General features: G+C 74.6%; 1 protein-coding gene (running past one end of the window). It reads right to left on the bottom strand.

Features of this window, described 5'->3' with window-relative positions:
- Positions 1–7 precede the first annotated feature (7 nt).
- Positions 8–13,180 carry the 3' portion of a WXG100-like domain-containing protein gene (locus OG599_RS31635; RefSeq protein WP_327179395.1) on the bottom strand. It continues 21,066 nt past the right edge of the window, so the window shows 13,173 of its 34,239 coding nt (coding positions 21,067–34,239); its start codon lies off the right edge, out of view; the stop codon is at positions 8–10.

Below are 13,180 nucleotides of genomic sequence, written 5' to 3'. Positions count from 1 at the left end.
CACGGGATCACTTCCCTTTTTCCGTGCTTCCGTCCGCCCCTCTGTCCCTGTCCCTGTCCCTGCCCTTGTCCCTGTCGCCCTGCCCGAAGCGGTGCAGCCCGCTCAGCGAGGGCCGCGGTCGGAGGTGGCCGCGGTCCCGGGTCCCGGTGGTCGGGAGGGACGAGCGGCGGGGCCGGGCCCCGGGCGGAGGCGGCGGAGAGCCACTGGTGACCGTCGGCCCCCGGTCCGGCAGGGGAGCCGGGGCAGGGGTCGGAGCGGGAGGGGACGCAGGGGGTGCAGAGGGCGCGGGCGGCGGCGTCGGGGGCGGCTCGGGCTGGGGCTGAGCCTCCTGCGTGCGCGGCACCGCGCCGTCGTGCCGGGACCGTCCCGCGAGGTCGTCGAGCGGTATGTCGCCCGGCTTCTCCGGCAGGGGTTGCTCCCGGCCGGCTTGCTCCCGGTCGGCGTGCTCCCGGCCGGCGTGCTCCTGGCCGCCTCGGTCTTCCGGGGACGGCTGCCGCTCCTGAGGGCGCGTCTCCTCCTCCGTGATGGCCGGCAGAGCACGGAGTTCGTCACGCGGCACGGCCAGCTCGAAGGGGATGGCTCCGTAACTGCTTCTCTCCAGGGGGCTGTTGTCGCGCAGAAAGGTGAACTGCAGCAGCACATGCCCCTCGTAGAGCACGTGGGGCACCGGGGTCTTGCTGTTGAGGATGGTGCGTCCGGCTTCCCTGCTGCGGTCGGTGCCGCGTGTGCGGGACCCTCCTCCGGCGCGCGCGGATACCCGGGCGAGCGCCGGCCTGTACCCGAACTCGGCGCCGAACTCCGCCATTCCCGCGTGCGCCGAGGAGGTGCTCCCCGAGAGGTCGATGCGGTTGCCCGTGATCGACGTGGTGACCGTCTCCGCCTCCTTGTCGAGTCCGGCGTACGTCAGCGCGTCCTTGAAGTGGGTGTCGACGCGGACGGTGATGGCCCCGCCCGGCACGCCCCCCACCCGGACGACGAGCGCGTCCGTGCGCTCCGGGTTGGTCAGCCGGTCGCTGAGCCACGCCATCAGCGCGGGCCGGCTGAGCCTGTCCACCACGTACTGGCCGTGGGTCCGTGAGGAGGCGCCGTGACGGGAGTTCCAGGAGCCGTAGAGCTCCGCGCCCCGGCCGGCGACGAGGCTGCGGACGCTCTCCATGGACGACAGTGAGCGCATCTGGACCGTGGTCCCATGGAGCATCGGTGCCGTGATCCGCCGGGGCGGGGGGTTCTGCTCCGTCTGCTGCGCGGATACGGAAGCCGCTGCGGGTCCGACGATCCCGGTCGTGCGGGTGGGGGAGGTGTGGGTCATCCGGGCCGGCAGCGTGGCCCTGAACTGGCCGGCCCGCTGGATCGCCCACTTCTCGACGTCGGTCGGTGCGGGCTTCGTCCTGGCGGCGGCCGGGGTGGCCGCCGCCGTGACCCTCCCGGGCCCGGCAGCGCCCGGGACCGGCCCGGCGACGTCCGCGCCCACGTCCGCAGGAGCGGGGCCGGCTTCCGTACGGGCGTCCCGGGCGTCTTCCGCACGGGCGTCTTCCGCACGGCCCGGTACCGCTTGCTGTTCCTCCGCGGCGACGGCCGTCAGGGCAGCGAGCAGTTCCTGCTGGCGCTCGACCCTCTTCCGCATGGCACGGGCCTGCCAGTTGTCCGCGACGAACAGCTTCATCGCGGCGAACCTGGCCCGGGAACCGGCGAAGTCGCGGTGCACCGTGAGGAGGAGGTCGACCTCGTCGCGGAAGACGGACCCCTCGGTCTTACTCTTGGTCCCGCCCCCGGCGCCGACGTTGGTCAGCCGGGACTCGGAGTTCTCCTGGGCCTTGGTCCATTGGTGGGCGAGGGTGCCCAACGGTGCGACGCCGGGCACCGCTTCGGCCCTGCCGGTCACGCTCATGCGCTGGGAGGTGGAGGTGGCGCGGGACTGCGTGTTGTCACCGTCGACGCTGTCCTCGTTGTGCTCGCGGGAGTTGCCGATGTTGAACTCGACGGTGTCGACCTGCCGGTCGTGTTCCGGCACCGTCGTGCCGCGCAGCATCAACGTCACCTCCGCGTGGCCGCCGGGGAAGGTGAGGACGACGGGCTGGCCGTCGAAGGCGCCCCGGGCGGCGGCGGTCAGGTCGGTGGACCGCACCTTGTGGGCCAGCACCTGGCTGCTCCTGGCCCACTGTTCGCGGCCGAAGAGCGCGACGCCGTGGGCCTCCAGGTCGCCCAGCGGGCCACCGGGAGCGTCGTCGGGCAACAGCACCTGGACCCGGCCGGTGACGTCGCTCTCCCGGAGCCGACGGCTGAACAGCGTGCTCCGCGACGGCCGCCGGGTTCCTCCTCCGGTGTTCAGCACCGGGCTGCCGCCGGGCCGCACCAGGTGGGCGGTGGGGAAGGCGGCGCGGACGGGCACGTCCACCGTGAACGGGTCGGCCGGGGCGGCCCAGGTGTCCCCGCGCCGGTACTCGACGCGTCCCCGCAGCCGCACGGTGCCGTTGAACACCCCGTAGGACTCGGTGGCCTTGGTCTTCCTCCCGAGGGTCGTGCCCGCATCGGTGACCGTGCTGCGACTGGTGTCCTGGTTGGCTGTGACGGTGTTCTGGATGGTGGTGTACGGCGCGGTCACCACGCTGTCGAGGATGCGCGTGGTGCGCTGCATCCGGTCTTCGGCGTGTCCGGTGACAGCGCTCTCCTCCGTCCCCGTCTCCGCCTCGAACGACTTCACGGTCCGCTCGAAGGCGAAATCGTGGGCCCCGACGCTCGTGAAAACGACCCGTGAGTGGCGGCCGGTGACGGTGTGCACGGGAATCGGGTTCCGGGGCTCGGGCGTACGCAGATTGCGTGCCGAGGCGGAGGAGAGGGAGGCGAGCCGGGGCCGCAGGAAGCCGGGGCTGAGCAGCATCTCGTACGCCGCCTCCTCCTCGGCCAGCTCCCTCTCCCCCAACCGGACGCGGAGCGAGCGGAACACCCTCGTGGAGACGTTCTGTCCCTTGTTTCCCAGGGAGAGGATCTGCGTGTCCACGGGCAGCACGGACCGGTCACGCACGGACGGCGGGGGGCCGGGATCCGTCGTGGGTACGGGCACCTGCGCGGACTCCGCCGCAGGTACGGGAATCAGCGCGGACTCCCCCGCCGGTACGGCAACCTCAGCGGGTCCGGACGCCTCAGCGGGTCCGGACGCCTCGGCGGGTCCGGACGCCTCGGCGGGCGCGGCGGCCTGCGCACGGAAGATCTGCGCTCCGGCCCGCTCCACCGTGTGGGGCCGGGTCAGCCGGGTCGGGATCGCCACGAAGAACGGCACGACGACGTCGTCGCCCTCGTTCGTGGCCGTACCGCGCGTCTGCCGCCCCTGGCCGCCGATCACCCCGAAGCGGAACACCGCCTCGCCCGCGTAGAGGGCCATCTCCTCCTTGAACTTGCTGTTGGCGAGTTCCTTGGCCGATTGCGCCGTACGGAAGAACTCGCGCTCGCGCTTCCCCCGCCCCCAGCCCGCCGTCGGCTGCCACGACGTGCCGGCCGTGAAGCCGAAGGACGCGCCTCCGGCGGCCTGGCCCTGGTTCAGGGTGGAGAAGCCGCTGCGCACCGCGGAGGAGGAACCGACCTCGTTGACGACGTTCAGCTCGGAGCCCGGGACGACCTTCAGGTAGGCCAGGCTCCGCACCCGTGCCGACGAGACGATGCGGGCCCTGTCGTGGGCCGCGCTGCTGTCGAAGGAAGGCCCGCGCAGCACGCCCCGGCTCATCAGGGCGAGGTTCGCCGCCAGCCGCTCCGAGCTGAAGGCGTTCTGGATCGCGGCCTCGTGCCGGCTCCAGCTCTCGTCCACCACCGAGCCCAGAGCCTGCAACCGGGCCCGTACGAGGTTGCCCCCCGGGGCCCGTACCCGTGTCTGCGGCGCGGAGGAGACCGGGACGGGGGTCAGCTCCGGGATGGCCACGCCGCCGCCGGCGAGCAGCGCGAGGACCACGGAGTCGTCGGAGAGTTCGAGTTCCGGGCGGTGCACGACGTCACCGGCCCGGAAGACCGGCAGGACGAAGCTGCGGGGCTCGGCCGGTGCCGTTCCCCGCTCGATCCACGAGGAGGCCCATGTCCCCGACCCGTCCGCGGCCTCGTCGGTGTCCGACGTCCGCACGATGAACCTGGCGCCCATCGGAGCCCGCCCCTCCGCGGTACGGCCGTCGGCGTTCCGGAACCGCGCGGTGAGGACCACGGTGGTGTCGAACACGGAGCTCGGCACCTTCGCCTTGACGGTGGCGCCGGTGGTGGCGGACTCCTCCTGGAGCGTGTTGGCCTCCTTCGCGGCCGTACGGTTCGCCCCCACCAGGGCCTTGAGGCCGGACGGCTCCGCCATGCCCGGGAGGATCCAGGACGTGGTGTCGCCCAGCTGATTGCCCTGCAGGGTTCCGGCGAGGTTGGTCGACCGGGAGTGCGCGGAGCTGGTCAGGACGGACTGGCCGGTGCTCGTGCCGACGTTGAACTCGGTGCCGTTCTCCGTGTGGTGGGCGAACCTCGCCGCGCCCAGTTCGGCCTCCAGCTCGACCCGTCCGAGACCGTCCGGCAGGTCGACGATCAGCGGACCGGCCCACATCAGGGTCCGCAGTTGCTGATGCAGCGCGGTGAACGGCACCAGTTGTTCGAGGGCGGCCAGTACCTCGTCCGCGTCCCGGGCGCTGCCGAACACCTCCACGGCCGCGTCGCGGGGAGAGCGGTCGGATACGCGCGGCAGGGGCTGCCGCAGGATCGCGTTCAGCCCTCCGTCGCGGCGAGCGCCGTCCGCGTTCACCGGATACGAGTCCACCAACAGGTCGAAGGGGCCCGGCGCCCGCATCCGGCTCATGTACGACGGCACCGAACGGGCGGTGCCGGCCGGCGGGACGGAGGGCGAGTCCGCGTACGGCGTGGACAGCGTGGCCGGGAGTGTGACCGTCTTACGGGTCAGCGGTTCGGGCGGGGCGGTGCCGTCGCCCCGGACCAGATGCGACAGGTCCAGCTCGAAGCGCACGTCCACCGTGACCGCCAGAGCCTTGGAGACCGTCTTGCCCCGGGCGGTCATCCGGCTCATGTCCTGGTAGATCGTGCCCTGGCCGCTCTCGCGCGCGTACGTGGCACCGAGGTCCAGGCGGACGAACGGGAAGGTGCCGCGCGCCGCGACACCCGCGTTCCAGCCGCGGTTGGCGTCGTACCCCACGGCCGTGCCCGTCCCGGACTCGACACCGGGCTCGAACTCGAACTTGGCGACGGTGCCCGTCGTCCGGGCGTTGCGCAGTGTCGCGCGCAGCGGGATACGGCCCTGCCAGCCGGGGGTGTCGATGGTCAGGTTCCGCGTCTCGCCGTTGCTGAGTCCGAACAGCCACGACCCGAGGTGCTCGGTCTGCAGATGCTCGGCGATCTGGTCCCGCGCGAGGTCGGCGTTGTCGGTGCCCAGCGGCTCGGCGAGCGCGTCCGCCATCCTGAGGGTGAAGTCCTGCGGCCCCGCGCCGAGGCGGTGCACCACGTCCCCGGCGCCGAGGATGCCCCCGGTGAGGCGGGCGGGCGGGGCCGGCAGGGCCGGTGCCTCGGCCACGGTGTTCGCCACCTCGGCCGGGCGGGACTCGGCCGGGCGGGTTTCCGTCAGCGCGGCGGACTCGTCGTCCGGGGCGGCGGCCCACTCCGGGAGGGGCTCCAGAAAGTGCGGGCCGGTGGCTTCGGCGCGGTCCGGGGCCGGTTCCTGCGCCTCCGTACGGGGCGTCACGCCCGTCGTGTCGTCCTGGCGGGCGGAGGCGGCCCCGTCCAGCCACCTGCGGAAGCGGTCCAGCGGGCCCGCGCCCAACGCGCGCGGGTTCGCGCGCAGTTCGGCCTCGGTGGGCATCGGGAAGGTGGCAGGTTCCACGCTGTCCACCAGGCCCATGACGCGGTCGGCCGCCGCGGCCCGCCGTCCGGCCGCTTCCACCTCCCGCCGCGCCGCCTCGGTCGCGCGGACGGTGTCGTCGGACCTGCCCGCGCTGGTGTGCGCCTCCCGTTCCTCCAGAGCCGCCAGTGCCTCTCGCGCACGATCGAGGGCGAGCATCGCCCCGGTGAACTCCTGTGCCGCGCGGCTCACTTGATCGGGCGTCAAGGTCTCGGCCACGGGCCCCCGCGCGGCGTCGGCCGGCTCCGAGTCGGCCCGCGCGGAGTCGGCCTGCCCGGACTCGCCCTGCTCGGACTCGGTCGCCTTGCCCTTGCCCGCGCGGCGGCCCTGGCCCGTGCCCGCGCGCCGGCCCTCGCCCGTTGCCGGAGCGTCCTGGGAGTGGTCGGCATCGGACGTCCCCGGGCCGTCGGCCCTCGCCGCGGGGGTGGCGTCCGTCCGGGCCGGCAGCTCGGACAGGCTCTCGGTGGGTACGTAGAAGACGGCCGCCCGGTCGGTCACGGTCGCCCGTACCGCCCGGGGGTCACCCGTCGTCGGCCGGAGGACGAGGTGCCAGGTGACCGAGTCCGCCTCCACTCGCGCGTAGGACCGGCCGATCCGGCGGTCCGGGCCGGTGAGCCGGATCGTCGCGGCGTCGGTCCGGGGGCGGACGGCCGAGGCGGAGGAGTCGCCGCTCAGCGGGCCGCCGAGGCGCACGGCGTCCGTGCCGGAACGGCCGGCCGGGAGCAGCACGGAGCGCGTCGGGTCCTTGGCGACAGTGTCGGGGAGCGCCCCGTCGGGACCCGACGGCACCACCCGCAGGCCTCGGACGTCCGCGCTGATCCGCAGCCGGGCGGGCAGGTCCGTGTTGGCGGTTCTCGGCAGCGTCACCGGTTCGTCGAGGGTGCCTCCCGCCGCCAGGGTGAGGAACCACTGGTTCATGTAGGGCGGGCTGAAGACGGCCGCGATCTTGGAGCGCACCAGGAAGAGGCCGCCCTGCCAGGAGTGGGGGGCGCGTGAGGGGCTGGTCCACAGGTCACGGCCGGTGAACAGCGACTCGGCCGCTCGCCGCAGACCGGGCAGATCGGCGACGGTGCCGACGAAGGCTTCCCGGAGCGCCTCCGCGGAGAGGAGCGGCTCCGGACGCGGCCGCTCCACGTCGGCGGGTTCGTGCGCCGTCGCGGGGCGTGGCGCCGGAACCGGGTCGTGCCGGGTCACCTGCTCCGGGTGCCCCAGCCGCAGCGCGCCGGGGAAGACCCGGACTCCCAGCACGTGCCGCTCCTCCCGTCCGATCAGCGGCATCAGCCCGCCGAGCGGCGTGGGGGCGGTGGCGACCGCGCGGTGCACCTCCAGTTCGGCGGTGAGCCGTACGTCGAAGGCGGTGACGTGCGGGTGGAGGACGGTCACCACGGCGGTGTCCCGCTGGTCCGAGGTGCGGGTACGCAGGCTGTCGGACCGGGTGACCGTCGGCTTGAGGCGGTTCGTGGCTCCGGACGCGATCAGGTCGTACTGGTCGGAGGTCGCGGCGAGCGCGGCATGTCCCTGGTGGCTGGTTTCCGTGCTCTCGGCGCGGCTGTTCTCCCACGCGCGCCCGTTCGCGCTCTCCAGGACGTGTTCGCCCGGCTCCCGGCCGGCCGCGCGCGGGTCGAGCAGTTCCGCGGTGAGGACGAGCCGTGCCATCGAGGTGCTGTACGCGTTGCGGTCGGGCACCAGGATCGGCAGACCGGTGAGCATGGTCTCCAGCAGGGCCGCCGTGCCCTGCCGTCCGGCCACCTTCCACAACTCGCTCTCCACCGCCTCGGCGTGCTCCCGGGAGAGCAGCCCCAGGTCCCGCAGGCGCGGCATCACCTGGTCGACGAACGGGCCGAGATCGGGGGCGTCGAGCAGGACGGCGTGGTCGAATCCGTCGCCGCGCAGCACGTTGGCGGGCGCCGGAGCGGTGGCACCGGCGGGATCGGGGGCCCGGTCGGGCGATCCGTCCCGGCGCTCCACCAGGCCGAGGGTGCGGGCGGACCGGGAGGGCAGCAGGGCCAGGCCGGGAGAGCGCACCGGCCGGCCGGTGACCTCGCGCTCCCCGTACCGGCGCGAGCCGTAGTCCCCGAAGCTCACCCGCAGTTCCTCCCACCGGCGCACGGTGACCACGAAGTCGGTGGGCGCCTGGGCCCACACGTGGTCGTCCACGGTGGTGTGCGTCCGGTCGCCGCGCCCGCTGACGGTGCGTCCGGTGGAGACCGGGGCGCTGCGTCCGTAGCCGAGGCCGAGCCGGGTGGCGTCGTCGGAGTCGGGCAGATCGGTTCCGGCCCGCTGGGTGCCGGTGAGGGATCCCTCCGCGGTCGCGTCCCAGGCCATGCGGTCGCGGGTTTCGGTGTCGCGGACCTCTGCGGTGGCCAGGGAGTGGTCGTAGTGGAAGGCGTGGGTGCTCTCTCCGACCGCGGTCAGTCCGGCGGTGGTGGCCCGGACCGAGACCTCCACCCGTCCCACCGTCCGGAGGGTGCCGGCCGGGACGGGGCGGCTCCACACCGGGCGGGGCGCGCCGCCGAGGTCCCGGACGCGGGGGGCCAGGCCGGTCAGAGCGGTGCGCAGGGCGGCCTCGTCCGCGGGGTCCAGCGGCGGCACGCCGATCTCGCGGAGGAGGGTTGCCGCCTCGGGGAACAGGTGGTCGGTGCGGACCAGGTGCAGGGTGTCCCGGGGCAGCCGCTCCCCCACGGCCGGGGTCCAGGAGCGGCGCGGCGCGGGTTCGGCGGTGCGCGGCACCCGCGTCACCGCTCCGCTGCCGTCGGTCCGGGACTCGAAGTCCAGGGTGGGGCGCGACCGGCCGGCCTCGTCCCGTTCCAGGGCCAGGTCCTCGGGCGTCACGAGCGTCGCGCGGGCCGTCACCGGCGCGGCCTCCACAGGGACTGCGGCGGCCTCTCCTGCGGCCGGCACCGGAGTGGCGGAGAGGTGGAGGACGACCGGGCCGTCGAATTCGGCGAGCCACAGCGATCCTCCGCCGAAGGCGCCGGCCGCCGAGAATCCACCGGTCTCGTCGACGGAGCCGCTCCAGCTCACCCCGGGGGTGAGGCGACCGCTCGGTTCCGTGGCGGCGGAGTCCTCCGACGTGCCGCCGACCTTGATACCGAGGCCCGCCGCGACCTTCCAGTTCCGCAGGGCGGAGGTGAGCAGGTGGAAGGAGGCGCCCTGGACGACCTCGGTCTGGCCGCGCCGGGTCCGTGCGTAGGTGAAGTCCGCCTGCTCCAGGCTCGCCCGGACGGTGACCAGGAGGCGCTGTTCCGCGCCCGGGCGGCCGGGTACGGGGCTCGTGAGCACGAGGGTGTGGCCGGGCCCCGTCAGCGGGTGCGCCCGCCCGGCCAGGGCGGCGGGGCTCAACGCCTCGGCCAGGGCGAGGTGGTTGGCGATGTGGTGCGGCTGCGTCCGGTGGAGCGGGCGGCGCCCGGTGGCCACGTCGGGCGGGGGTCCGGCGTTCGCGCCCTGCGGGCCTTGCGCCTCCAGCACGCCCTGCGCGTCCTGCGCGTCCTGCGCGTCCCGCGCGTTCTGCCAGGGGGCGCGGGGTGCCAGGTAGGCGGGGAAGCGGTCGCGGACGAGGTCGAGAGCGCGGGTCAGCGCTTCCCCGGCGCCGCGCGGGTCGATCTCGGCGATGCGGCTGGTGGGCGGCAGCCATCCGTCGGTGGAGGGCGGCAGCGTCAGCACCCGGCCGGGAGCGGTACGGGCCAGGGTCTCCGGGTCCGCGGACGGTGCCGGGAGGTGGGCGTCGGCGGCCGGGGGGAGTTGTCCGAGGCGTGCCGCGTCTGCGGTGAGCATCCGCACCCGCGCGGTGATCCAGGTGTGCGTGCCGGGGCGCCCGTTCAGCGAACCGGTCTCCACGCGCACGTCGTACTCGACGACGGTGGTCGGCTCGTCGGTGTGCCTGAGCCGCCGGACCTCCAGGTGGTCGGCCTGCTGCCCCGGCCGGGTGTACTGCACCGAGCGCTTGTACGTGGCCTTGGGCAGCGGCACCAGGGCCGGTACGCCCAGAGCGCTCCTCACCAGGGGCAGCAGGAAGCCGGTTCCGGCACTGGCGGCGTCGCCCTGGACGGAGGCCGCCCCCGCCGCGGCGGAGTGGACGTCCTCGACGTCGATCCGGGACGGCTCCGTGGTGTCCGCCACGGCCCGGGGGTTGTGGAAGGTGGCGTCGACCCGGACCGCGTCGGACCGTCCGTCGGCGGATTCCAGCCGTGCCGAGTGGAGACCTCCGGCGGTGGCGTCGAGCAGACCCGACAGCAGGGTGTGGACGCCGGCGAAGTCGTTCAGCGCCTCGAAGGAGGGCGAGAACGGATCGGCCGGGGAAGGGCCGGCCGCGGCGAACACCGCGGCCCGGTACGCCTCGGCCCCGGTCACCGAGTCCACCCAGGACAGCGCGGGAAAGGCGACCGCAGGGCCCACGGTGGCGGGACCGGACGTGCGGAAGACGGTGTCCGTCCCGTCGGGGACGGCGGCCTGGAACAGGTGTGCGGTGCTCGTCCGGGGCTCGCCGGACAGCTCGGTCCGGAGCGCCGAGGTGGCGTGGTCCGTGCCGGCGGGCCTGGGCAGGGCGCGCACGGCCCCGCGCGGATAGGTACCGACGAGGGCCCGTTCGAGGACCGTGCGGGCGCGCTGCGGATCGTCCTGCCCGGTACGCCGGACCTCCAGGCCCACTTCCACGTCGTGGAGGAAGCGCACCTCCCCGGGGTCGGACGCCGGCCGGACGGTACGCGTGGAGCTCCGCGTGGTGGAAGCGCTGTAGGCGGTCTTCTTCGCATAGCCGCCGAAGACCGACTGCGTGCCGGAGATGATCCCCGACAGCGAGGAAACGGAGGAGAGTGCCTGGGTGATCGGCTGCGGCAGCGAGACGTTCAGAGCGTGGTCGACGGTCCGGCCGGCCGAGGTGCTCTCCCCCCACGCCCTGACCTGCCGGGCGGTCTGCCGCGGTCCGTCGTCCGGGAGCGCGTGTATCCCGGCGTCGCCCACGGGCTCACCGCGCGGCCCCGTGAGCTGGGTCCAGTCGGCGAGCCGTAGCCGCACCGTGACGGCGAGCGGGCCGCCGGGCGGCCGCAGTACGGCGGTGTGTCCGCCGGCGACCGCCTCGCGCAGGACGGAGCCGGGGTCGACGGCGGCGAGGTAGGTGTCGAGCAGCGGCTCGGTCTCCGCTCGCGCTACCCGCGGCAGGAGCCCGAGCACGCCGTCGCGGACGGCGTTCTGCAGCCGGTCGTCGGCGAAGGCGTAGCGCTCCCGGCCGGCGCCCTGCCGCCCCGCGTACTCCGGCGGCGCGAACACCGGGCCGGCCTCGCGCCCGTCCCCTCCCCCGGCCTCCGTCCACGCACCGTCCTCGGCGAACACGCCGGCGAGGTCGGGCAACGGGCGCGGCGGGCGCGGCTCCCGGACGACGGTGCCGAGGGGCGACTCCGGTTCGGGCGACGGCGGCCGCCACACCGTGTCGAGCGGCTGGGCGACCGGCGGTGCGGGGTGCGGATCCACGGCTTGCTGGGGGTTGCTCGTACTCCCGCTGCCCCCGGCGCCGTTCTCATCGGTGGTCCCGGTCGTCGGCCCGCTCCTCGCCCCGCCCCGCAGCTTCACCCCCACGGCACGCAGCCCGGGGTTGTCCGCGGCCAGCCGGTCGGCGAGATCACGGGCGGCCTCGGGGCCCTGGGCGTACAGGGTTTCGACGATCCGCGCCACGGCGGCCCGCCGTGCCTCCAGCCGCGCCTGCACCTCCGGTTCCCGGCCGATCTCCAGGGGGGCGGCCAGATGGCGCCACGCGGAGCCGGCCAACGCCCGCACCGTGTCGTCGGGCACGCCGAGCCGCTCGGCCAGCCGGCGTACGTCCTCCGTGTCCAGTTCGGCCGCATCCGGTTCTGTCGTACCCGGTTCTGTCGTACCCCGTTCCGTGGTGGGCCGCTCGGCGGTGTCCGGTTCGGTGCCCGGTTCGGTGTCCTGGACGCGCTCCGGGTGGTCGGCGCTCCGCTCGGCCGCCTTGCCCTTGCCCCGCTGCTCGGCGGAAGCGGCGGTGCTGCCGGGAGCCTTCCCGTCCGTCGCCGCCGGAGTCTCAGTGGCCGCCTGAGTCTTCGTCGCCGCCGGGGTCCCAGTGGCCGCCGGAATCGTCCGCAGGGGCGGGGTGTCCATGGCGCGCAGGACCATGGTGCCGAGCACCCAGCGGTTCTCCTTCGGGCCGGTGACGTGCAGGACGGCCAGTGCCCGGATCAGGTGGCCGGTCGTGGGTCCGGGCTTGCCGGCCCGCGCGGGCAGTCCGTACTTCAGGTAGTCGCGCCGGTAGTTGTTGCCGCCGCCCGACTGCCCCTGCGCCCCCGCGTTCTGGGCGAACGGCGCCGAGACGAGGACCCGGTTGGTGTCGTCGGAGGTCACCCGGGCGGTGTACAGGGAGGCGACCGAGGGGGTCACCGTGGTCGTGGCGGTCGTCGTGTACGCGTCGCCGGACGTCCGGACGTCGTCCAGGGCGGTGTCGCCGGTGGCGAGGATCTGCTGGGGCAGCAGCCGCAGCCGTACGGAGGTGGCGGGATGGGCCCCGGTACGTCCCATCAGGCGGCCCACCGCGACGGAGTCGAGCCGCCTGCCCGCGTCGCCGTCCCCCGGGCGCACCAGCCGGGAGAGCCGGATCATGAGGCTCTCGTCCGAGAACGAGGTGTGCATCCGGTCGGGACCCGACAGCGCGGGGTCGACTTCACGCAGGGCCCGCGCCAGCTCCACGCCGGCGTCGAAGGAGTAGAGCGCGAACGGCCGGTCGGGCATCCAGTCCTGGCCGTCCAGGGCGTCGCGCACGTCGTCGGTCAGCCCGTCCAGACCGATGACGAGGGCGCCGGGCGGCGGGGCGGTCCGGTCGGCGGGGTCCCGCTCGAAGACGGCGGGCCGCACGAGAGGAACCGCCCGGTCCGCCTCGGTCGGCAGGTCGTCGCGGTCGAACCACAGGGTCGCCGTGGCATCGGCCGTGGCGTGGAACTCACGCGTCCCGAATCCGCCCAGGGTCGCGGCGACCAGACCCGCGACCGGCCCGTCGGCGGCCCCGGACATCGGGCTGCTGCGCACGGTGACCCGGTACCGGTACGGCACCTGGAACTCGGCCAGTTCGCCGGAGCGCTGCCAGGCCCTGGTCTCACGCTGGGACGTGGCGGAGGTGCCGATCGCGCGTTCGAGGGCCCCGGTGAGGGTGGTCTGCAGGCGCTGGCCCCCGGACTGCAGCACCGGCCTGGCCTCCAGCTGGCGGGCCCTGTTGTACGAGACGCTCTGCGTCTGGACGCCCGGCTCGGCCAGGCCGGCGTTCCGTCCGCCGCCGTGGGCGGCGCTGTGGGTCAGCTGCGCGGTGTCGTCGACGCCGCT

This window comes from Streptomyces sp. NBC_01335 (assembly GCF_035953295.1).
In the GTDB taxonomy this organism is placed as follows: domain Bacteria; phylum Actinomycetota; class Actinomycetes; order Streptomycetales; family Streptomycetaceae; genus Streptomyces.
This window is presented reverse-complemented; position numbering and strand designations above follow the sequence as displayed.